Source organism: Pseudomonas sp. BS3782 TE3695 (assembly GCF_050435305.1).
GTDB lineage: Bacteria > Pseudomonadota > Gammaproteobacteria > Pseudomonadales > Pseudomonadaceae > Aquipseudomonas.
The window spans coordinates 2436637-2459118 of record NZ_JBNDKB010000001.1; the positions used below are offsets into that span (position 1 = coordinate 2436637).

The 22482-nt window shown below is 53.9% G+C and carries 24 protein-coding genes and 3 pseudogenes; 9 read left to right on the forward strand and 18 right to left on the reverse strand.

Features of this window, described 5'->3' with window-relative positions:
* Positions 1-22: 22 nt before the first annotated feature.
* From ABH909_RS11200 to ABH909_RS11215, 4 genes and pseudogenes are all read right to left on the reverse strand, one after another.
* A pseudogene (locus ABH909_RS11200) lies at positions 23-97 on the reverse strand (hypothetical protein); the annotation flags it as partial.
* Positions 75-575 carry a GNAT family N-acetyltransferase gene (locus ABH909_RS11205; protein ID WP_429433077.1) on the reverse strand — a complete coding sequence of 167 codons (501 nt, stop codon included), beginning with the start codon at positions 573-575 and terminating at the stop codon, positions 75-77. The pseudogene ABH909_RS11200 and the gene ABH909_RS11205, both read right to left, overlap by 23 nt.
* A 178-nt stretch (positions 576-753) precedes the next feature.
* Complete coding sequence (locus ABH909_RS11210; RefSeq protein WP_429433079.1) at positions 754-1653, reverse strand: DMT family transporter; 900 nt, start codon at positions 1651-1653, stop codon at positions 754-756.
* A 166-nt stretch (positions 1654-1819) separates the two neighbouring features.
* Positions 1820-2899 carry an SDR family oxidoreductase gene (locus ABH909_RS11215; protein WP_429433081.1) on the reverse strand — a complete coding sequence of 360 codons (1080 nt, stop codon included), beginning with the start codon at positions 2897-2899 and terminating at the stop codon, positions 1820-1822.
* 72 nt (positions 2900-2971) lie between these two features.
* On the opposite strand from ABH909_RS11215, the gene ABH909_RS11220 reads away from it, so the two are divergent.
* Positions 2972-3361 (forward strand): MerR family transcriptional regulator, encoded by a 390-nt coding sequence (locus ABH909_RS11220; protein ID WP_429433083.1) that lies wholly within the window; start codon positions 2972-2974, stop codon positions 3359-3361.
* Between the two features lie 90 nt (positions 3362-3451).
* Here ABH909_RS11220 and ABH909_RS11225 read toward each other — a convergent pair.
* Positions 3452-3706: pseudogene (locus tag ABH909_RS11225) on the reverse strand (transposase domain-containing protein); the annotation flags it as partial.
* A 339-nt stretch (positions 3707-4045) separates the two neighbouring features.
* Here ABH909_RS11225 and ABH909_RS11230 point away from each other — a divergent pair.
* Positions 4046-4411 (forward strand): histone-like nucleoid-structuring protein, MvaT/MvaU family, encoded by a 366-nt coding sequence (locus ABH909_RS11230; protein ID WP_429433085.1) that lies wholly within the window; start codon positions 4046-4048, stop codon positions 4409-4411.
* A 125-nt stretch (positions 4412-4536) separates the two neighbouring features.
* On the opposite strand, the gene ABH909_RS11235 is transcribed toward ABH909_RS11230, so the two are convergent.
* Complete coding sequence (locus ABH909_RS11235; protein WP_429433087.1) at positions 4537-4902, reverse strand: VOC family protein; 366 nt, start codon at positions 4900-4902, stop codon at positions 4537-4539.
* Between the two features lie 271 nt (positions 4903-5173).
* On the opposite strand from ABH909_RS11235, the gene ABH909_RS11240 reads away from it, so the two are divergent.
* Positions 5174-5338, forward strand: coding sequence for a general stress protein (locus ABH909_RS11240; protein WP_253551918.1), 165 nt, complete (start codon positions 5174-5176; stop codon positions 5336-5338).
* A 131-nt stretch (positions 5339-5469) separates the two neighbouring features.
* Here ABH909_RS11240 and ABH909_RS11245 read toward each other — a convergent pair whose 3' ends face one another.
* Positions 5470-5730 carry a hypothetical protein gene (locus tag ABH909_RS11245; protein ID WP_429433089.1) on the reverse strand — a complete coding sequence of 87 codons (261 nt, stop codon included), beginning with the start codon at positions 5728-5730 and terminating at the stop codon, positions 5470-5472.
* A 578-nt stretch (positions 5731-6308) separates the two neighbouring features.
* Positions 6309-6484: pseudogene (locus ABH909_RS11250) on the reverse strand (transposase domain-containing protein); the annotation flags it as partial.
* 483 nt (positions 6485-6967) lie between these two features.
* Between ABH909_RS11250 and ABH909_RS11255 the strand changes: the two are divergent.
* From ABH909_RS11255 to ABH909_RS11280, 6 genes are all read left to right on the forward strand, one after another.
* Entirely contained in the window at positions 6968-7483 is a 516-nt protein-coding gene (locus tag ABH909_RS11255) for an Hcp family type VI secretion system effector (protein WP_192351915.1), read from the forward strand.
* Positions 7484-7611: 128 nt separating this feature from the next.
* Positions 7612-10518, forward strand: coding sequence for a type VI secretion system tip protein VgrG (locus tag ABH909_RS11260; protein WP_429433091.1), 2907 nt, complete (start codon positions 7612-7614; stop codon positions 10516-10518).
* The gene (locus ABH909_RS11265) at positions 10515-15221 is read left to right on the forward strand and encodes an RHS repeat-associated core domain-containing protein (protein WP_429433093.1); all 4707 of its coding nucleotides are present in this window, start codon (positions 10515-10517) and stop codon (positions 15219-15221) included. The genes ABH909_RS11260 and ABH909_RS11265 overlap by 4 nt, the downstream gene beginning before the upstream one ends.
* A 17-nt stretch (positions 15222-15238) precedes the next feature.
* Entirely contained in the window at positions 15239-15856 is a 618-nt protein-coding gene (locus ABH909_RS11270; RefSeq protein ID WP_429433095.1) for an Imm43 family immunity protein, read from the forward strand.
* A 31-nt stretch (positions 15857-15887) separates the two neighbouring features.
* Positions 15888-16151, forward strand: coding sequence for a PAAR domain-containing protein (locus ABH909_RS11275; RefSeq protein ID WP_429433097.1), 264 nt, complete (start codon positions 15888-15890; stop codon positions 16149-16151).
* A 182-nt stretch (positions 16152-16333) separates the two neighbouring features.
* Positions 16334-16720, forward strand: a complete 387-nt coding sequence (locus ABH909_RS11280; RefSeq protein ID WP_429433099.1) for a hypothetical protein — start codon at positions 16334-16336, stop codon at positions 16718-16720.
* Positions 16721-16956: 236 nt separating this feature from the next.
* Here the strand turns inward: ABH909_RS11280 and ABH909_RS11285 are convergent, their stop codons facing one another.
* The 10 genes from ABH909_RS11285 to ABH909_RS11330 form a co-directional block, all read right to left on the reverse strand.
* Positions 16957-17442, reverse strand: coding sequence for a GNAT family N-acetyltransferase (locus ABH909_RS11285; RefSeq protein ID WP_429433101.1), 486 nt, complete (start codon positions 17440-17442; stop codon positions 16957-16959).
* 185 nt (positions 17443-17627) lie between these two features.
* Positions 17628-18245: an exonuclease domain-containing protein gene (locus ABH909_RS11290; protein WP_429433103.1), complete on the reverse strand. Its 618-nt coding sequence runs from the start codon at positions 18243-18245 to the stop codon at positions 17628-17630.
* A 34-nt stretch (positions 18246-18279) separates the two neighbouring features.
* Entirely contained in the window at positions 18280-18462 is a 183-nt protein-coding gene (locus tag ABH909_RS11295) for an AbrB/MazE/SpoVT family DNA-binding domain-containing protein (RefSeq protein WP_429433105.1), read from the reverse strand.
* Positions 18463-18672: 210 nt separating this feature from the next.
* Positions 18673-18858, reverse strand: a complete 186-nt coding sequence (locus ABH909_RS11300) for a phosphoglycerate mutase family protein (RefSeq protein WP_429433107.1) — start codon at positions 18856-18858, stop codon at positions 18673-18675.
* Positions 18859-18930: 72 nt separating this feature from the next.
* Positions 18931-19245, reverse strand: coding sequence for a DUF7693 family protein (locus ABH909_RS11305; protein WP_429433109.1), 315 nt, complete (start codon positions 19243-19245; stop codon positions 18931-18933).
* A 195-nt stretch (positions 19246-19440) separates the two neighbouring features.
* Positions 19441-20130: a histidine phosphatase family protein gene (locus ABH909_RS11310; protein ID WP_429433110.1), complete on the reverse strand. Its 690-nt coding sequence runs from the start codon at positions 20128-20130 to the stop codon at positions 19441-19443.
* 382 nt (positions 20131-20512) lie between these two features.
* The gene (locus tag ABH909_RS11315) at positions 20513-20974 is read right to left on the reverse strand and encodes a hypothetical protein (RefSeq protein ID WP_429433112.1); all 462 of its coding nucleotides are present in this window, start codon (positions 20972-20974) and stop codon (positions 20513-20515) included.
* A gap of 169 nt (positions 20975-21143) precedes the next feature.
* Entirely contained in the window at positions 21144-21374 is a 231-nt protein-coding gene (locus tag ABH909_RS11320; RefSeq protein WP_429433114.1) for an antitoxin Xre/MbcA/ParS toxin-binding domain-containing protein, read from the reverse strand.
* A gap of 50 nt (positions 21375-21424) precedes the next feature.
* A complete protein-coding gene (locus tag ABH909_RS11325; RefSeq protein ID WP_429433116.1) occupies positions 21425-21958 on the reverse strand; it encodes an SH3 domain-containing protein in 534 nt (177 codons plus the stop codon).
* Between the two features lie 139 nt (positions 21959-22097).
* Positions 22098-22445 (reverse strand): hypothetical protein, encoded by a 348-nt coding sequence (locus ABH909_RS11330; RefSeq protein WP_429433118.1) that lies wholly within the window; start codon positions 22443-22445, stop codon positions 22098-22100.
* Positions 22446-22482: the final 37 nt, after the last annotated feature.

A 22482-nucleotide genomic window follows, 5' to 3' on the forward strand; every position in this document is an offset into this window, starting at 1 on the left:
TCCTCCATGGAGAAAAGGACAGCGTAACGTAGTCGTCGAGGCTTTCGGGAAGCAAGGTGCTCTGGCCACGATGCTCACCTTGGATGAAGCGCTTCATAAATGATTTCGCCCTGGTTCGTGGCATCTACTAATGACTTCACATGAGTAGCAAAATCATCTTGTATCTGTTGGAACCCGCAGCGAAGGTAAAATGCGGCTCCCTCTGGTGTATCCGTGGATAGTCGTACGACATGGAATCGCCGAGCCGCATATTCTAAAAGCTGCTGCACCAAGGCTTTACCCACATTCTGACCCCTTGATGCACGCGCGACGTATACCCTCCGTAGCCTCCCAATGTCCGGCCCAGCATATGGATCATATGAAAGACCACCGATGGCAATCAGTTGCCCGTTGCGGAATGCTCCAAAAAGGCATTCCCCTGGCTGATTGAATCGGTTTGCCCCGTTTTCCAAATCTGCAACCAAGCGCGTGAGAAATCTAAAACCTTCTGTAACTGCCTCTGCTTCTAGTACCAGAATTTCCGGAGGAAGCGCTGAGATCTGATGTATCGCCAGTTCGCCTGTTGACGTAACCACTAGATCGCTCCGTGTTTGCTTTGGCATCCTGCCTGACTCATCTGCGCGGACAGCACTGCGTCCGGTTTTTAAGATTAACTCTCGGGAGGGTTTTTACACACTCTGGGCCAGAAGCGGTCGGTCGCTCAAAACACTTAAAAACCACTGATTGCTAAAGTAATCAGGAACCGAAAATAGTTCACTCGGTCGAAGGGACAGATGCTTTGCTGGCCAGGCGGATTAGTTCATTGGAGAAACACAGGCCGACGATGATCAGTGCCGCTCCCGCGTACAGGCTTTCGCGCGGTACTTCGTTGAGCGCCACAAACGCCAGCAGCGCGGCGAACAGTGGCTCGGTCAGCTCCAGGGCTTGCACTTGGGATGGCTTGAGATACTCGATGGCCTTGGTGGTGCAGAAGAAGCCCAGGATTGTCGGCAGTGTGGCCAGCGCCAGTAGCGCGGCGATCGCCAGCGGCGACAGCTCGCCCATCGCGAAACCATCGGCCGCAGCCGGCATCAGCAAGTACAGGCTGCCAAAGAACAACAATTGTCGGGTGAAGTGCAGCCCCCCCGACACCCCCATACGCTTCATGGCAACCGAAAAGGCCCCATAGCCGGAGCCAGCCATGGAGGCGAGCGCAGCACCTTGCAGGGTAAAGCCCTGCTGCAGGTCGCCGCCGAAGATCACCGAGATCCCAGCGATAGCCAGTGCGGCACCAACGGTAGCGTTCGCGGTGATGGCATCCTTGAGGATAATGCGCCCCAGAATGATCGAGGAAATTGAGGCACTGGCCATCAGCACCACCACCACACCTGCCGCAGCGTAGTGTCGATAGGCGGACGTTTCGAAATGGAACAGCACAAAGATGCCAAGGAATGCGCAGATAGCCGCCTGAGTCCATTTGGTCGACGCCGCCGGGCGCTTGAGGAAAAACAATAAGATCGAGAGCAGCACGCAACCAAGTACGGTCTTGATGACAGCGACACTGCTAGCGGTGAAACCATTACTCATGAGTATTTTGCTGAGTACACCGATCGTTGCGTTCAGTGCCGCAGCGGAGAGTGCAAATATGACGCCTTTGCTGAAAGTAGATTGCATTGATGACGATCCCTGTCGCTGAATTGTCGTTCGATAGAATGCCGCCCTATATCGACGGCGCAAAGTTTGAGGATACGAAGACCCCACCACCCCAGTATTTATTGTGGCATAAGCTGGATCGCCCAGTAGGATGCTATTCGCCTTCTTGTCGCCGCCAAGGAAGAAGTCAGAGGGCCTGGCCCTTGGCTATGCAATATAAGTTGACGAACGTTGCAGTGTGCTGCAAAGACTGACGTACATCCGGTTTGGCTATTCCATGCCTGTTGGCAAATTGCTCGACCGCCGCTGTATCAAAACGAGTGGTCTGGATAAAGTCCAAGGCTTCGGGTTTTGTATTCAAAAACCGCGCGACGGGAGGAATACTCAGTAGCAACTTCAGCAATCGGAGTGAAATGTAATGCTTGGGAGACTTTAAGCCCAAAGGTTGTGCCACCTGTACTAGGAGTTCTCGCAAGTTGGGAGTTTGGTCATCAAGCGCCAGCAGTTCCTGGCCCACCATGGCAGGATCAAAAGCACAAACCGCCACCAGCTCAACCAGGTAATCCACGGTGACCAGTGGCAGCCAGTGCTTGGCGGTACCGGGCACTGCAGTCAGCTTTCCCTGCACAAGGTTGCGTATCAGCTCCACCAGTGGCTGACCGTCAAGGATATGCCCCGTGCGGCTGTGGCCACAAACCGTCGCGGGGTGGACAACGGTAATCTCCCCGCCCTTGGCGGACATGACCTCCAGGGTCGCAAAATGCGCCTCCAGCTTGCTCCCCTCGTAACCACCGACATGTCGGTAGACGGCAGGCCAATTCGTCAGCTCCGGATAACGAGGATCAATTCCGATGCGTTGCAGATGTTCATGATTTTTCAGCATGTAGCCGCCGATCATCACTAACCGGCTTTTTTGCTCAGCCGCCAACAGCGCCACGCGCTTTGCCCCTTCCACATTCACCGCACGAGAATGCTCCACTGAAAGCCCCCATGCGAAGTGGGCGCCTAGGTGGAATACGACCCTAGCGTGCCTTAGCACTTCTCGGTCAGCAAGACTCAGCCCGAGGTTGTCCCGCTCCAGATCGCCAGCTACGGCAAATACCCGGGTTGCGCACCCTCCCAAATTGTCGACTTGCTCCCGCAGTGCAGCTAGTCGCTCTGGGCGACGCATCAACACCCGAATGGTGTGACCTTTTGCACTCAGGTACGCCACTAAATGTTGACCGATGAAACCGGTACCCCCCGTGACAAAGCACTCCACGCTCATTTCCCTGCTCCTTGTTTAAGGTGAGAAATCAAGCGTAAACTATCGACCCAACTCTATAGTCAAGGTGTTTTCATGAAAATCGGCGAACTCGAGGCCCGCAGCGGCGCCAGCCGCCATACGCTGCGTTACTACGAGCAAATCGGTCTGATCTCACCGCTGCGGCAAACTAACAATTATCGCGTTTACACAGCGCAAACTCTGCAGGATCTGGACTTTATCCAGCGTGCGCAAAGCATGGGGTTTTCCCTGGGGGAAGTAGGCGAGATTCTGGATGCGCAGCGGAACAAGCTGATCGATTGTGCTGACGGCGCTAAGCTAATTGAAAAGAAGATGGCAGAGATCAGACAGAAAATCGCCAACCTCCAAAGCATTTATCGGTATCTGGATGAAGAGCGTGCAAACCTCGAAGCCAGTGCTGCCAAGCAACTTGAGCTTCAGCAGCTGAACAACTCTTCCAACTGAACTGTCAGCATCTGGGAAACGGAAGCTGCAGCCTACTTCCAGTTTCAAGCCCATCGCTTACGCATTTTTCTAAAACCTTGTGGCCAGGCCCTAGACAGTAAGCGTCCTTCCAAAAGACCTTATGTGGTTAAACGGCACCCATCTATGCGGCAGCAACTCGATAATCTCGCTCGGCCGCTGCATCGGCAGTCGCGTGAGCACGCCCTTTAAATACGCATACGGAACATGGCCGTTAAACCGTCCCGACTGGTTCAAACCCATAATCGCAGTCGCACGTTTGCCGCTGCGTGAGGAGCCCGCGAATAGCCAGTTTGAACGCCCGAAAGCCCATGACCGGATTTGATTTCCACATCATCGGACATTTAGACACTTCCCTGATTCAGTGCGGAGCACGTCGCTGACGTTCGGCGAATTATAGATCTTAAAAACATTCGATTTCGCCACACCTTCCACACCGTGGCAATAGCACGAGCCCATGAGGATCGCGTTTGCAAAACCATGCCTCTGGGTGTGGATCAATTGTTCGCATCGCCCAAGTAGAACATTCTCTGGCTGGTGACCTCTGCGAGCCCGGTACGCACATCAATACAGAAGGTACAGTTTGGGACGCGCTTACTCTGTCCATTCATATGTGTATGCTAAGATTATTCTTTTATACTCGCTTAAACCTAGTTGGAGCATCAAATGTCCCGTCTTGCCGAGTTTCGCAAACTCGAACAACAACTTGCATCCCAGCTTGCTGAGCTTGAAGCAATGAAGAGCGATGCTGGCCTCAAGAAAGAAATTGAATTTGAAACCAAGCTGCGCGCCTTGCTCGCCGAACATGGCTACAGTCTCAAGGATCTGATCAAGTTACTTGATCCTCAGGCCGCCCGCCGCGCCCCTGCTACGGAGCAAAAGGCCGGCAGCCGTAAGCCTCGTCAAGTAAAGGTCTACAGAAACCCTAACACCGGCGAAGTTGTAGAGACCAAAGGCGGCAATCACAAAACGCTAAAAGAGTGGAAAGAAAAATACGGCGCCGACACCGTGGAGTCCTGGCTGACCAAGTGATTTTGGTTTGAGTACAAAAGGGCCCGCGAGAGCCCTTTTCTGAGGGCTGGATTTCAAGCACTGCGTTACGTACACGTAGTGATTACTGCGGCGGGGCTTCTTTGCGAGGCATCCATTAATACGACTTAGTCAGTCGATTCGCTTGCCTTCCATACGGCTAACTCATAGCCATCCGGATCGATGAAATGGAAGCGGCTCCCGCCTGGGAACGAGAAGGTCTCACGACTAATGGTAGCGCCTGCGTTCTTGAGTTTGAGTTCGGTTTGGGCCAGATCATCCGCATACAGTATGACCAAAGGGCCGCCTGGCCGGACGGGCTCTCCTGTCGTAAATCCTCCAGTGATTCGACCGTCGCTGAACTCGGTATAGGTCGGGCCGTAGTCGACGAAACTCCAGCCGAACACGCTGCCATAAAAGGCCTTGCTCCTAGCGATATCCGTCACATTGAACTCGATGTTGTCGATTTGGCAGTCCCTACCTTGAACGCTCATGAGCACTTCCTTGGTTGTCGTAGAAAATCATCTTAAGGCATTGGATCATTCAGATGGTCGACATCGAGAATACAAAAGCACTTAATTCCGTCAACGCAGCCATCGAATGGTAAATCGGGTACCGATAACCGGAACGATGACAGTGTTTTGCGTCCACTGAGTCGTTTTTCACTGTGGCGGCGCGTAATTTCCGTTGGTCGTGTCGGGAGGACGAAGGTTCAGGGCGCAGCTCCAATGAAGGCGAGTGTTTTTTTCTTAAAGGAGATTAGACATGACCAAGCGACAAGAACCGCATCACGGCTTTTCCGACGACCCTCAAAAAGTTAAAGAGGCCGGGCGTAAAAGCGAACAAAATGCCAATGTGGCAACCGACAAGGCGGAGAAAGCTCGAATCGGCGGGCAGCATAGTCATGGGGGAACGCGCGGAGAACGATGATGTATCTGCTCGACCTGCTGACGCCTAAGTCAGCAGGTCGCAGTCCAGCCAGTCGCAAATGCAATGACCATTGCATAATGGCTGATTGCAGACCCCCTTTCGAAAATAGTCATTGGCCTAGAGATGGATTGTCATACATCGATCTGCAATTCCAAATCGCCGTTGTCTAAATTGCGCGTGTGAGCGACTGTGCCGGTCACGTGTTCTCTTGATGAAAGAAAAATGCTCAAGGAATGCGCTTTGTGTAGGTCATCAGGCACTGGGGATAGCACTTGTACCTGAAAAGCGCCTGGCGTGATGGGTGTAATGACGATATGGCACTCAACGCTTTTCGCGATTGGGCCTAGTAGGGTGTCATGTATGTAATTCAAGCGTGCGGTGGTAGCAGTCATGACGACGTCCTTGATACGTACAGGGATGAGAGCCTGAATGTTGGCCCCACCCAAGCGCTAGACGACAAGTGCGACGTTGAGTTCAACGCTAAAGGCTGACGGTCTATTCATGACAGTGGCTTGGCATGCGCCTCTTAGGGGATTCGATTGCATTAGCCAAAAAGCCTCGTCGGTAAGCGACCTATGGATAATCCTTCCTCTGTTATGAACACCTCTAGGCCCTGGGAAGCGGAGGCAACTGGTCGCTATCCCCCCGGCGTCTAAGACCATCGCATGCGACTTAACGCGGTCTTGACTTAGATCCTGGCGCGGTGGGGCGCGGGCCCCGAACATCCATCCTTGAGAGGAGTTTTTTTAGTTCGTTGAGCTGACATATAGCAATCTCTCGTTCTTCGATGAACTCAAGTCGAACCGTATTGAAGTCTTGGATCAGTCGGAGAGACTGTTCGTATGCCTCAGAACAATGGACGAGACATTGTCGCCTTTGTGGCTGATCGCGTTCTGGCCGGTGAAATGGGATTACGTTCAAAACTTATGCCCCCCTGCTGCATTCCTTGACGATAGCAAAGGCAGTATATTCAGCCAAGGTGGTTACGGGGCTGTGTCCGCTTCCAGTTATGAGGCAGCAGGTCGGTTATTTCGTTTACCCGCTGCGTCGGAAGACGCGTGAGAACATTTTCCAGATATGCATACGGATCATGCCCGTCATGCGCGCAGACTGGATCAAGCTCATGATCGCCGCAAACTGTTTGCCGAGGAGTCGTTTATTCGGGCAAGGCCCTGCTTACGATTGCCTAGTCTGTGGGGGAGTCGCTCTTGGTTTTGTGATCATCGTGAAGCGTGGCTTTAGCCGAATGCGGCCGCGTCACCAAATAACTTTGACCAGCCTCGATTAGGATTTCACCCATCCACACACCGAAAGGCATTGAAAAGGCCATTTTCGAAAGTGCGCAACTTCTTGCGCACTTGTCCCGTCATTTTTCCTAGATAAATCTCTACACCCCAAATATTTCAAGGTTTCCAGCCAAGTGCGCAACTTCTTGCACACCACTGCGCAACTTCTTGCGCACTTCTCGATAGACGCTTTCGCCAATTTCGCTGCTTGTGCGGAAAAGCCTCACCAAGCCATTGGTTTAAAAGGGTTTTATAAAAGCTGGCGCACTTTTTGATGGCAATTGGCAGTCTGTCAGGTAATCCCACCTACCAGCACCACCATCCATCAGCAAGGAGAGCACTCATGGCAACACCAGCGTACATGTCCGTTACTGGCGAGAAACAAGGCCTGATCACTGCCGGCGCATTCACCGCCGACTCCGTGGGCAATACCTACCAGGAAGGTCACGAAGACCAGGTCATGGTTCAGGCGTTCAGCCACGACGTGATCATTCCGCGTGACCCACAGTCCGGCCAACCGACTGGTCAGCGCGTACACAAGCCAGTCGTGATCACCAAGGTCTACGACAAGTCTTCGCCACTGCTGCAAGCGGCGCTGACCTCCGGCGAGCGCATGAGCGAAATAGTTATCCAGTGGTACCGTACTTCGGCTCAAGGTACCCAAGAGCACTACTACACCACCAAACTGGAAGACGCGATCATCGTCGCCATCAACAACAAAATGCACAACTGCCAGGATCCGTCGAACGCACACTTCACCCACCTGGAAGAAGTGCAGTTCACCTATCGCAAAATCACCTGGACTCACGAAGTTTCCGGTACTTCGGGCTCCGATGATTGGCGTGTTCCAGTCGTTTAATCGCGACTGATGGTTGTATCGCCCCGGCCAGCGCGGCTGACCGGGGCGGCGTTCACCCAACGAATTTTCTGCGTGCGCCGTACCTAACGGGATCGGCGTGCGCCGCAGCACTGCGCGAGGAACAAGGGATGTTCTCACCGGCCAACCAGCCTCATTTCAATCTGACCATCGATGGCGTCGACAGCGATTTCCAGGTGCTGTCGTTCACCGGTCGAGAGGCACTCAACACCCCCTTTGAATTCGAGTTGGAACTGGTCAGTGAAAAGGCCTCGATCAACCTCGAAGGCGTGCTGCACAAACTCGCGTTCCTTCAGCTCTCGCCGAGCGGAACGGGCATTCACGGACTGGTCTATAGCATCGCCCAGGGCGAGGCGGGCAAGCGTCTGACCCGTTACCGGATTTCCCTGCGCCCGCAACTGGCGTACCTCGCGCATCGGGTCAATCAGCGCATTTTCCAGCAGATGACCGTGCAGCAAATCATCAGCCAGGTGCTTGAAGAACACGGCATCCTGGCCAGTGATTACCACTTTCAACTGAGCGCGGTATATCCGGAACGCATCTACTGCGTGCAGTACGACGAGACGGATCTGCACTTCGTCCAGCGCCTGTGCGAGGAGGAGGGGATTCACTACCACTTCCAGCACACCGCCAGCGGCCACAAACTGACCTTCGGCGATGACCAGACGGTGTTCCCGAAACTGGCGCCCGTGGCCTATCAGCAGGACTCGGGCCTGGTGGCGGACAAACCGGTGGTCAAGCGTTTCGGCCTGCGCCTGGCCACGCGCACCAGCCGTACCACGCGGCGTGATTACGATTTCGTCAAACCGAAGATCGAGCTGGAAAGCGATGCCAAGAGCAGCGCTAAACCGGATCTGGAAGATTACGACTACCCGGGCCGTTTCGTGGATCGCGACCGTGGCCGGCATCTGGCCAATCGTGCGCTGGAACGCCATCGCAGCGACTACCGCTTGGCCGAGGGCAACAGCGACCAACCGATCCTGGTCACCGGCCACTTTCTCGCCCTGACCGACCACGCCAATCCGACGTGGAACGACCTGTGGCTGCTCACCGAAATCTTTCACGAAGGCAAGCAGCCGCAAGTGCTGGAAGAGTCGGTGACCAGCGACACCACCGACCTGAAGGACGATTTCCACCAGGGTTATCGCAACCGTTTCAGCGCGATCCCGTGGGACGTGCCGTACCGCCCGCCACTGGATCACCCGAAACCCAAAGTTCTTGGTTCGCAAAGCGCCGTGGTCACCGGCCCGGAAGGCGAGGAGATCTTCTGCGACCAGTACGGTCGGGTGAAGGTGCAGTTCTTCTGGGATCGCGAAGGCCAGCACGACGACAAGACCACCTGCTGGATGCGCGTGGCCTCCAGTTGGGCTGCCGAAACCTTTGGTTCGATCAACATTCCGCGCGTTGGCATGGAAGTGCTGATTACCTTCCTCGAAGGCGATCCCGACCAGCCCCTGATCACCGGTTGCCTGTACCACGGCGCGAACTTGCCACCGTACAAACTGCCGGACTTCAAGACCCTCGCCACGGTCAAGAGCAAGGAATACAAGGGCAGTCGCGCCAACGAACTGCGCATCGACGACACCACCAGCGAGATCAGTATTGCGCTGCGCAGTGATCACGGTGCGAGTGCGATCAACCTGGGTTACCTCACCCATCCGCGTCCAAGCGGTGGCCAGCCGCGCGGTGAAGGTTTCGAGTTGCGCACCGACCGCCATGGTGCGGTGCGTGCCGGTGCCGGTTTGCTGATCACCACCGAGCCACGGCCGAACGAATCCAAGCACCACAAGGATCTGCCGGAAACCGCCGAACGCCTCGCCACCGCCAGCGAGCAGCAGGACGGCTTCGCGGTGCAGGCCAAGGAATTGCAAGCGCAGGAAGCGGGCGATCAGGACGACGTGGCCAAGGCGCTGCACGCTCAGCATCAAGGCGTGCTCGGCGGCGGCCCGACGAACATGACCGCCAACGAGTTCCCGGAATTCACCGAACCGCATCTTGTACTGGCCAGCCCGGCCGGCATCGCCCTGACCACGCCGCGCTCCAGCCACATCGCCACCGGCGAACATCTGGCGTTGAGCAGCACCGGTCACACCAGTCTGTCGATCGGCAAACGCCTGCTGGCCAGTGCCAGTCGCGGCATGCGCCTGTTCGTGCAGAGCATGGGCTGGCGCCTGGTCGCGGCCTCCGGCGACATCGACGTGCGGGCGCTGAAGGACAGCATCAACCTGCTGGCCAAGCTCAACATCACCGCCAATGCCGATCGCATCACCATCACCGCCAAGACCGAACTAGTAATTCAGGGCGGCGGCAGCGCCACCACCTACAACGCTGGTGGTATCACCCACGCCACCAGCGGGCCGTACACCACCCACGCGGCGAACTTCGCCTACACCGGCGCCAAGAGCCTGGCCGGGGTGTTCCCCGAACCACCGAAACCGGGCAAGGGCAATCTCGAACTGTTCAACCAGTACGCCGGGCGCCAGGGCATCAAGGAAGGCGATTACGAAGTCATCGACGCCTTGGGCAAGAGCATCAAGGGCAAGCTTGATGCGAAGGGTTTTGCCAGCGTCTCCGGCGCCGCACCGGGCCCGGCTCGCGTGCTGTTTGGCAAGGATCCGGCGGACACCTGGAGCGACGGCAGCTACATCGGCAAACCGGAATGGCCGTTGAATCCACCCGGCGTCGAGGATATCCCGAGCCAAGTGCAAGCAATGGTCGCGCAGGCTTTGCCAACGAAGAACTGGGACATGCTGGAGAAGGGCAAGGAAATGGCACAAACAGGGATGAGTGCGATGCAGACGGCAAGAGGCGCAATGCAAACGGCGCAGCAAGTAAAAGGCGCAGTGCAGGGCGGGGCGGCCGGGTTACCGAAACTGGCGAGCGCGGCGATGCCGAGTGCGTCGGGGATCCTCGGGGCGGCGAGCAAGGCGGGCAAGTTGCCGAGTTTGCCGGCGCCCACGTTGCCTAAACCTTCGCTTAAAACCCCAGGGCTGATCGCAAGTGAGATGTTGTCATGACTACCGCAAGCGCAACTCAAAACCGAGAGTCCCAAGTCGCGGTCGTACCGCTTAATCAGATTCAAGTAGCGGATGTCGGACGCGATGCTGCCAAGTTCGATGCATGGCTGCAGGAAGTCAGTGGCGGTTATGTAACGCTTGAGCGGATCAAGTATTTCGCCGGAGCCCTGCCGGTAGTAGGCAATATCATGGCGCTGGTCGATGTCTTGAATGACATTGCCGTTTTATCTCGGAGTGAAAAGCGTGATCCGCTGGATTGGGTCAGCCTTGGCATCGACCTTATCGGTGTAATTCCTGTACCCGCGAATATGGCTGCCGCCCGCATGAGCCTTCGACCGACGCTTTATCTGGTCAGGCAGGAAATGAAGGTCGCCGGCAAGGCTCTCTTGGGCGATGCGTTGATCAACGTGATTGCCGGTCACTTAAACGCGACCATTGTTGGTGAGATTGATAACTTCGTTAAGACGGCTCAATCCTCCTTGCCGGATCTGCTGGATAAAGCCGGACAAAAAGGTGAAGAGTTCCTGACGCAGATTGCCAAGGGACTGAACGCTGTTGTCGACGCTGATCTTGATGCGGGTGCTGACCTCAATCGAGCAGAGAAAAGAATGAGCGGTGTGGGAGGGCAACTCCTGCACGATCCCGGCAAGGCCATCAGCAATATTTTCGATGCAGCCTGGGACGTCTATAAGGCGGCCGGAAAAGGAGCAGTCAATAGCGCTGCAAAGCATCTGTTGCCTAACGAAGCCAAGAAACTGGTTCACGATCAGACGACCAAACTGGTTGCAATGGGGCCGGAATTACGGGCTCAACTGAAAAAACTAAGCAATCCGAACATGCCGTTTTCTATCGGTGCGCTCCTGATCGTGTTGGCCAAGGCTGTCGAAGCCTGGAATCTGCGTAACAGGCGTGGTGTCGCTGGTCACGTGAAGGTCGGCGGAACGAGCCAGGCCAAGCATCGGGCGGGCGAGGGCAGAACCGAAGTCAGGAAGACTGAAGTACCGGCGAAGAAAAAGCCTAATGCTGAAAAAAATGGTACCTGTCCAGGTACTTGCGACAGCATCAGCTTTGCAATCGGTTCTGAAAGTATTGCTCATACAGATTTCAATCTGGCCGGCCCGTTCCCGATCGAGTGGACGCGTATCTACAGCTCGGATCTGGGTGCTTATGACCATGGCGACTTGGGTGCACGATGGATCACTTCATTCACAACACGATTCGACCTCATCGACGGTGCCTTGCAGTTCCATGATGCGGATGGCCGCAGCCATGACTTTCCGTTGCCCAAAGTCGACCTGTTTCACTATGACGCCATTGAAAATCTCACTGTTGTCCGGGTAAGTGACGACAAACTGTTGCTCTGCCGTGGTTTTGAACGCAAGGAAACCTACGTACGTCGTGGCCAGCAGTTTTTGCTGGCCGGTGTGGAGTTGCGAAGCGGCGCCGGCATCATGCTGCATTACGAACACCGCCACGGTAATCGGACGGTTCTGTCCGACCTGATTACCTATGAGGGTGATCTGAGCAAGGTGCATCTGCATCTCGGAACAATGATTGATGAACAAGGACGCTTGACCGGGCTCTGGGAAATTCGCGACGGTGAACCTCTGCGTCAGCTGTGTTCCTATGTCTACGATTCGGCGGGCGATCTGGTACTGGCACAGGATGAAAATGGTGCTGCCTGGCGTTATCAGTATCAACATCATTTGATCACTCGTTACACCGATCGCACTGGTCGAGGCATGAACTTGCAATGGCTAGGTAACGGTGCAGACGCCAAGGCTGTTCGCGAGTGGGCTGACGACGGCAGTTTCGATACGCGTCTGGAGTGGGATGAAAACATTCGTCTGGTGTATGTCACTGACGCGCTCGGTCACGAAACCTGGCACTACTTTGACAGCCTTGGTTATACCTACCGCATCCGGCACGCAGATGATCGCTCCGATTGGTTCTTCCGTGATAACGCCAAGAACGTAATCCGTCACGTCCGCGCCGATGGTCGCTCGGATCGCTACGGCTATGACGAACGAAGCAACCTTCTTGAGCATATCCGTACAGATGACACGGTAGTGCATTTTGCCTACGACGATCACGATCAACTGATCAAGATCAGCGATGCCGAAGGGGGCCAGTGGACAAGAGCCTATGACGACTCAGGCAATCTTGTTGAGAGTGTCGATCCACTGGGTAACAAGACCGAATACGCTTACAACCCGGCCGGGATGCCAACTGCAGTCAAAGATGCCAACGGCAATGAAAAGAAACTTGCCTACAACACTTCCGGCCAGCTGGTGGAGTACGTCGACTGTTCAGGCAAGACCAGTGCCTGGGAGTACAACGAACGCGGGCAAATGGTTTGCTTCACAGATGCCGCAGGCCAGAGCACCGAGTACGAGTACAAAGCCGGGCAACTGATGTTGATCAAGCATCCGGACAAGACCGAAGAGCGTTTTGAGCGCGATGCGGAAGGTCGTTTGCTGGCTCATGTCGACGGTCTAGATCGTTGCACGACATGGAAGTACAGCGCGGCAGGATTGATTGCCGAGCGGGTCGATGCGCTGGAGCATGCCGTTCGTTATCGCTGGGACAAGCTCGGCCGTTTGGTCGCGCTGGAAAATGAGAATGAGCGGCGTGCCCACTTCAACTATGACCCGGTCGGCCGCTTGCTGGAAGAAACAGCTTTTGATGGGCACTCAACCCGGTACTTGTATGAACCCGAAACCGGTCGACTTGCGAAAATCTACAACGGAGAGCATTGCATCGAGGTTCGTTTTGACTCAATGAATCGTTTGGTTGAACGTCGAGCGATTTTGGGTCAACAGCAGCAGAGTGAAACATTCAATTACGACGGCAATAGCAAGCTGATCATGGCCTGCAACGCCGTCAGCCGCCTGCAGTGGTTTTATGATCCGGCGGGCAACATACTGCGAGAACACCAACATTATCTGGGCCTGGAAAGCCCGATGGTCGCCGTATGGCAGCACGAGTACGATGCACTCAATCAACGGGTTGCCACTGTTCGTCCCGATGGACATCGTGTCAGTTGGCTGACTTACGGCAGTGGACACTTGCTGGGCTTGCGTCTGGACGATCATGAGTTGGCCGGTTTCGAGCGTGATGACTTACATCGTGAAGTCGCCCGTCACCAGGGTAACCGCCTGCTGCAAACGCAGAAATGGGATCCAGCCGGACGACTGCAAGAGCAGATGCTGGAACGTGGTGATGACAAGTCCGTGCTGCTCAAGCGCGACTACAAATACGATGCTGCCGGTCAACTGACGGATATCAATGATAGTCGTCGAGGCCCACTGTCCTATCGCTATGATCCTGTCGGCCGTTTAATCAGTGCTGTCACGCGGCTTGGGGTCGAAACCTTTGCTTTCGATCCCGCCGGCAATCTTCTGGATGAAAAAGCCTTTGATGTCCGCAGGCCCCTGGATCAGGAACCCGTGCGCAGCAAACGTCTCGATAACTTGTTGCGTGAATACGCAGGCACGCACTATGAGTACGACGAGCGCGGAAATCAGGTCAAGCGTTGGAGTAATGGCAGTGTGTGCGAGATGCGATGGGATCTGTTCGATCGCCTGGTGCATTTCGAAGATGACCGTCTGGCGGTGGATTATGCTTACGACCCATTAGGTCGCCGCCTGCACAAGAACTCCCGAGCGCACTACAAGCATCGTCCAGAGGCTGGTTCCCTGTGGAACCGCAATGAACATGCCCGCAAACAACGTGAGTATGGCTGTGGCTTCACGATGTTCGGCTGGGATGGTGACAATTTGGCGTGGGAGAGCAGTCCCGCTCAGCTGGATGGTGATACCGGACGCACTGTTCATTACGTTTTTGAGCCCGGTACATTCAACCCAGTGGCACAGGCGCTAAGTCACCAGCCTATTCGTTTGCTGCCTCAACCCATTTACGGTGATGTTTACACGCCGGACGAGGATCCGCTGTGGAGTCATGCACCGATCCCGCAACCGTTTGATGCGATTGCGTGGTATCAGTGCGATCACCTCGGCACGCCACAAGAACTCACTGATCAGCAGGGGGAAGTGGCATGGAGCGCGCATTACAAGGTGTGGGGGCAAGCGATTGAGCAACGATCATCGTCAGCCCAGCGACAAGGGTTGAATAACCCGATCCGCTTCCAGGGTCAATATCACGACCATGAGACCGGGCTGCATTACAACCGCCATCGGTACTACGATCCTGGTGTCGGTCGCTTCGTGTCTCGCGATCCAATCGGATACGCGGGTGGCATCAACTTCTATCAGTATGCGACTAGCCCGACCCAGTGGGTCGATCCGAACGGGCTATGCAGTAGCGCGCTCAATCGGGCATTAGGTGGTAAGCCCCATGACAAAATGCAAGCTCACCATCTTATTCCCGAAGAAGTTTGGGGACGGCAAGCCAGCTTTTTCTCAGATATCGGCATGGGTGGAGAACGGGATAAAAAGGAAAACGGGATATTGATGCCTGACAGCGCAGATCAAGCGAAGAAAACCAAGCGTGTTTTTTACCATTGTGGGTCTCATGGTAAGGTCTACACGCCAATGGTTGAAAATATGGTTGAAAAGGTTCGGGATGATTATGATTCTGGGGATATTGATAAAGCCCAGGCTCGCGCTCAAATATCTGCAATCCAGTCTAGATTAAGAACAAGCTTGTCAGTATCTGGAACAAAACAACGTCGAGTTAAATAATTAAGGAGTTGAGCGCTATGAGTTACTATGTGCTTTCTCAGAAAGAAGAGCCGGGCTGCCCAATAGGGATTCTGTATGCCGACCTCTACGATAAATTCTATCCAAGCACAAAGGGGGTGGAGTTCGGTTTTTTTCCTTGGTATGCAGAAAAGGGGAAGCCCGGGCCGCGCACGCCTTTTCCGGAAGGCATGGTACTTATCTCTAAAGATAAGAACTATAATTTCGATGTTCGTAGCGTTTCGCGTTTTTTTTACATAGTAAGTGATGAGTTTTTGGCTGCATGTCATCGTCTGAATGTGAGTATTGTTGATAGCGTTAAAATCAAAGTGCTTTCTGAGTCGGGGGAGTCGATATCTTCGAAAAATTACAATGCTGTATTATTTGAGGAGTTGGATGTTCGGTCTAATTCTGATCCGGCGTCCACGTTTGTAGAAGAAAATGGCAGGCCTGTCAGGTTCAAGAAGCTGATTCTTTCGGATGACTGGAAGCTAGATCTTTTCAAATATAGGAGACTCATTTCAGGCAGCGATAGCTTGATCTGCTCTCAGGCTTTCAAGGATCTAGCAGAAAACTTCAAAGGCATAGCATTTACACCATTGGAGACTGTTCTCTGGTCAGGGATAAGACGAATCTGAAAAAGCCAGTTTCTACATCAGGAGGATTAAGTTGAAAGACGCGATCAGACTAGGTGACTCCACCAGTCATGGTGGTGTGGTACTTGAAGCGTTTCCCCAGACCGACCTCAACGGCAAGCCGATTGCTGGGGTCGGTCACAAAGTCAGTTGCCCGTTATGCAAAGGGGTTTTCCCGATTGCTGAGGGCAGTAGCACCTACACAGTGGATGGCACGCCCATCGCGCTGGACGGCATGAAAACCGCCTGCGGGGCGGCGCTCATTGCCAGCGGCCCGAAAGGCGCCGTGGTCAGTTGAATCTCTGAGTTTCGTCTGGGCTCAGGCGCGGCTTATCGCTTGAGTGTTCTGTACCTAGGGCGGTGAAGCTTGGGGGGTGTAGATGGACATCGTCTCAGGGTTTATTCACCGTTTCTGGAAGTCTGATGCTTTTCAAGTGATGTAAATAACACAGCCGCACTCCCATTTTTAAAGGAATAAATATGAAAAGTACCGTTTTGATCCTCGCAATGACAGCCGCCTTCGGCACCTTCAGTCTCGCCCACGCAGAGGGGCCAGACCCTGCCGCTCTGAAAGGGATGTACGATACCAGTCGTAACATGTCCGGTCTGATCAATCACTGCGTCGACAAAGGTTTTCTGAAGGCTGACAGCATTGAAAACGCCAAGAAGATGGTGGCGTTCGTTACCGGTATTCCTGGGGGAATGGACAAGAGTGACGGAGATAAGAACGAAGCCCGTGGTCGGAAGGGCGAAGTTTTGGAGAACGGTGAATACAAGAGCCTGGAAACCTCGCGCCTGGGTCTCAAGGAGTGGTGCCAGCAGGCGGATGAAGGCATGCAACAGGGGTTGAAATCTGTTGGTCTGTAGTTGATGCCAATTTGATCATCATCATTTGAAAATGCCCGCTGATCGCGGGCGTTTTTCGTTTAGCGGAACACTGTGTGGTCAGCCGAAGCATCAGGACGAACTGCCACAGCAAGTACATAGAGCCCTACCAGATCTAGTTTCAGTATGGTCTGTTCTCTGGTTCCAGAGCAGTGAGTTGACCTCAACCTTCTTTGTGACTGAGTCATTTGCAAATGAGCAATCACATTGCAGCATCTCTAGGCTACCTGGGTGCTGCTTATTGGGAGGGCTGCTCGAATGGCTTCAATGGATCCTACCCAGTGTCGACCATCTTCATAGGGAGTAAAGCCCATCCTCCTCGCAAATGCTGAGGCATTGGCGTTGGCGCATTCGATGGCCAGGTACCTGTAACCGAATTCAGGTGCAATGTTTAAAAGTCGATCGACCAACGCCCTACCATGGCCTGCGCGCTGCTGCTTAAACATCAACCGAGCCAACACTAGGCACTCTCGGGGCCAGAACTCGCGCGGTCGAATAAACAGCCGTAGATAGAGATCATACTGCTTGGTCAGAGCGGAGATCGTGATGCCAGATCCATACAGCCGCTGCTGTACGTACCGGGGCTTATAGGAGAAGCGCTCAAGGATGAAATTTTCCAGATGAGGCTTCAGGTCTTCACAACGCTGTTGAGCGTACTCGTACCACTCGTCATCACTCGCGCAAGCATTAGGGAAATCAAGCATTTTTTGATCCCACAATTAAATGAGGTCGTTAGTGTAGATCGACCTCACAGCAGCGTATGGCCAGTTCCCAGTTGCTGCCGAGGCACGAGTTGGGCAGAAACGGGTGGTTGACGCGCTGCGCGACGTAGTGCTCGGGTACAGGTGAAATCGGATTACTTGCTGAACGAAGAGTACGCTTCACCTAATCAGCCGAGCATCTCCTTAACTATGGACGCAACATTTCGAGCATCGTCTATGCCTCGGTGATAGGTACCTTTCCAATTCAAGCCCATCGACTCTACCGTTTGCTTAAGTCCCTTTGGCTGATTGTCGTATAAACCAGCATGCCACTTCCTAGCATTGAAATGCGGCAGGCCTTCGAGCATGGAAGGGCACCCAGTGAAACCAGCATCGCGCTCAAGCTGTCTCGCATCGTAGTCACCCCATGACGCCCAGGCTGCATTTGGATAGCGCACAGAGAACATTCGTAGCTCTTCGCCAACCTCCTGACAGGTTCGGGCGCCGTCCACGTCGGCTTGTTCAATGGATGTCAGCTTTAAGCAGAAATCGGTAAGGGTGGGATTGATCAGAGGCCGGACGAAACGCTGGAATTCATCGACGATCTCAAGCGTTTCCAGATCGATCACCACCAGGCCAATTTCAATTGTTTCCATCTGATCAGCGACGACTGCGAGCGGCCTTGGTGATTCCGACTCACCAACCTCATCGCAGGTTGCCTCAAGATCTACGCAATAGAGGTAGCGGTATGGCGCGAGGAGGTTATGGATTGCTTGGAGATGGAGGAGTTTTGCTTCGATGCTCATGGCGTGGGTGCCCTCACGTGTTCTCTCCGTTGCCTCAGGAAGATGGAGATTTTTTGGGAGACAGAATAATCATCCCATCCGCTACTTCGATATCTAGCTCGTCTCCAGTTACGAGTCCCATTTCCTCAAGCAGTTCTGATGGTAAATCGACGATGAGATCGCCGCTTCCATCTTCTGGATCCTGACAAACTGATGTCCACCTCTTGATCTCGCTCATCGTTTTTGGCCTCTCATGCCATCGTCCGAATAGTCGTGATTGAATGACGTGTTCAAGCTCTCGACGCTGATTTTTTTGGCTCGTAACGTACTTTTCTAATGTGTAACGCTGCGATTGTTTCGGTGCACATAATTACGTTACACGGCCCAAATTTCGAATGGAACCTGAGGGAAGTGCTCTGTGGTTGGTAACGCGGTTGCGATGGCACGCTCAAAGGGGGGAGGAGATGATCAGGTCAGGCGGGGACATGACGGAGTCTTCAAGCGCTCGAGCTTGAATCTGGCCATTTTCTGTCAGTGGTATTGAGTCCGGTTCTGTCGTGGCGAGCCCCGTATTGGCGGCGCTCTCAGCGTGGCGGATCAACCTGATGAGTTTCATCGTGGGCCTCGGTTTCATTCGGACGATAATCTCTGAAGTACATAACACGTGACGCGGCCTGGCCTAACCGAGTATTTTCAATTCGTCGAGCTACTTCCCACTCAGCAGATTTTCCAACTGTTGGTGCTCCCAAGTACTGAGAAGCTCGACAGGATCGGTACCGTATCGTTGGCTGGAGTCGAAGATGTACGCTCGGCCATCAGGCGCGTAACAGCTATCACAGTACTCCAGGGTGTCGCAGTCGTTGTAAAAGGTCAGCACCCAGCTATCGACCTCTACGGTCATGAGGCCGCAATAGATCTCCGTCCATGTCCGCTCGCCTAGGCGGTGCATGGTGCGTACACCTAGAGCGAGATCTCGGAGTATCTGATAAACCTCGCGTGGGGTCAGTGGTGTTTTGGCCAAAGCTTAACTTCCGTATCGGCTGGAGCAAAAAGGTATGATAAGGATCGACTGAGTCGTCCGGAGGAGTCGAGGTTTGCCGCGATGTGCCACACTATCTCCCCGACAGCTTCTTGACGACATTTTTTGGCGGCTTTACGAATTGCAGCATAGGTTCCGTGAATGCGTTCAGAAGTACCAGAATCGCGTCCGATAGTGTCATCCTTCCACCCGTGTTGCTGCAGCTGATTTGGCGACATTGCCTAGTCTAACCGCACCATCTATTTCGATTGAATCACTCAGTGACCACAACGAATCGCCTAGAGCGCGGGTCACTACATAGCCACAACCATTAGGGACGTGATTATCGATCTCATATCTGCGCCATTCGATCATCGCCCGGGCATCAATCTGGAGTGGCTTGCGCTCGATGAGCCAAGCTACCGCATTAAGAAATTGTCCGTGCGAAAAAACCAGGATGTCTTGTGCCGGGTGCGTGGCTAGGCGATCTAGGAAAGATCGTGCGCGGCCAACAAATTCCAAGAACGACTCAGCACCTTCTCCGTTGATGTTGGACGGATCTGCGTACGCCCAATACTGGTCGACCCATGCCTTCCGTTGCCCTACGGTGGTGTTCACGCACCTGGTCGGATCTAGGTAGGTGAATTCCTCGATGGGCCATGTCTCGAATGGAGCATCAGGGAATACGGAGATGGTCGCATCTGCGGTCGCTCGAGCTCGAGAGAAGGGTGAGGTAACGATTAACCCAGGTGCACGGCCAACGGATTGCGCCACTCGTCTAGCTTGTTCGATTCCCTTTTCGGTGAGCGGGATACTTGCGTGATCAAGGGTAGCTGCGCCGGCATTGGCCGCGCTTTCTCCATGACGTATTAGCCTGACATTCTTCATTGACTTGCCTGTCTTTTCACCGATGTGTGACACCAGCAGCGTTGCTAGGGGTAGGGCTGGAATTAGGTTAGGGGTGATGGGCTGACATGTGGACTTCTGAAAGCTCGATCCAATTCATGAGCCCCACGATGGCCGCCTCCAGAGCGAGCTAGTTTAGGTTGATTGAAAAGCTGGGAGCAGCAGGCCTGCATTCGATTGTGATTTCGCAGCGTAGCAGTCGCTGGGCCATGAATGAGGGCGTCGTTCCTTCGGGTCTTGTGCCCGCCTATGGCTGACATTGTGTTCCATATGGCGTTGAAGGCTCGGATTTTGCCCTGCACCAAATTAGTAAGAATTATGGCTGGGCAATAATTATGGCTAACCAATAATTTCGCAAGCAAAGCTAGGTTTCTACTTTTTCCAGCTTGTCCAGAATGCTTAGCTTCGGCCTTCCAGTGTCCAAAAGTGTGAGGAAGCGTTGCCTGTCTATCGCTGCAGGGAACCACTCGGAAGTCTCGACGTTACAGTGGCTGGATTCACTCAAGGCCCACCTTACGAGCATGTCCGCAGCAGCCCTATAGTGATCCGCCATGAACAGAGTCTTCCCCTCCGACGGCCACCCGCGCCGAGTCAGCTGATCAGTGACTTCGAAGATACCCACGTCACCGAAAAACTCAGTGGTGTCTGGGTAGTGGATGCCTGCTAGCGAGACCTTGGCAACGCCCGACTCTCGATCAAAGTACGACAGAAAATGCCACCCACCCGTAGTGCCTCCAGTGGCTGGAAAATTGATTGCGGCTTTCCCGGTGATGTAGTGCTCACGAGAGACACGCTTGAGGTCAAGGTCGAACAAGAGTTGGCTCAATGGATCAACTTAGCACGGCGGGCCAGAGTGACCGTAAAGCTTGCCCGTAACGGACAGTTGGCGTCCACTAGGAGGTATGTCTGTTATTTGCTTCGCTGCTTGCGACGAGCGTTACATCACTGCCGTGCCACCTGATGTGCCTCTGGCCTGTAGTTCAAGAGGTCGGCGGTTAGGAGAGATAGCCCTGATTCAATCTCTCAAGTAAGTCTTTCATCGAGACGTACCCAGCTTCACTGCTTGGGAGCTCTAATGGTGTCATGCCACCAAAAGCAGATTGCGGTTTGTTCAGCCAGGCTGCCGCTTTTTCTTTGTCTGCAAAGACTTGCTCAGCTTGCAACTGAATCAGCTCAACGTAATTCACGGTCATGTTCTCCGAAACGGATATGTGCTGGATTTCCATTGTTCTCCAGCTTGTTCTGGCCTACTGGTACCTGCCGGGCATAACACCTCTCAAACGCCGTAACGCTTATTCCCACCAGAAGTGATGCAGTAACGACCGCCCCTGGGGCCAATGCATACGCTGCCAGAAGAGCAAGCGCATGACGAGCCATAGTCAGGAGTCGATTTACGAATGGACTGCGTTGCCGGTGGCGCTTGGGGCTTTCGCTCTGACAATACGTAGCAGCTTGAACCGCTGCATAAGTTTTTGGATGAAAGCCATTTGGCGGGCTGACCATCGATGCTGATTCGCACCCAGTCGCTTTGTTTTTCGAATACTTGAACCTTGTCGCCACGCTTCAGAGTGGAAATGACTTTCCCTCCCGGCTGCCTTCGAAAATTTAGCTTGTCCGCATTTACGAACTGATCGACTGGTAAGATTTGTGCCGATTGTGTAGCAGGTAATGAGGACGAAACTAAGGTGTTCATCTTGGTCTGGGGGGCTGACGGAACCTGGGCCGGAGGCGTGTCTTTCTTACCTATTGCCCAAAAAACTGCGACAAGAATCAGAAGGGGGATAAACCATGACTGAGTTTTTTTGCGCATATCCTTTGCTCTTTTTCAAAATGCATCATGAGGTGTCGTAGCTATGATCGTAGTCGACCGAGGAAAAAGCATTTCTTCATCCAGATGCGATCGCACACGACATGTGAACTGAAGAAATGTAGCTATCGGGCAAACCAGTTCATGTTTCTTTCAAGCAAAGGCATAAGTCGATCCGGTCAATCGCTGATTGAAGCCGTAGTCTGAGTAGAGGCAACTCAGATGCAGTTAACGCATGGGGTCTTTCTGCCATCCCTAGAAAGGCTGCCAATGCGAAGTCGGAATGCTTGATCAGCGCCACCAGATGCTCTCCACGCGGCCCGTTGCTGGCACTCATCCAATTCTTGACGGTTCTCTCATTAGCGTTTGTCCAACGCATTAATGTCTTAGTCGCCTGGTGTGTCTCTCCAAGCTCCATATGCAAGGCGTTGGCAATCTCGACGGCGTATTGTTTTGGTTCCAGAAAGAAATTGCCTGTTTTAGTGAACATTTTTCGCTCCCCGGTCTTCTACCTTTTTATGGGTTAT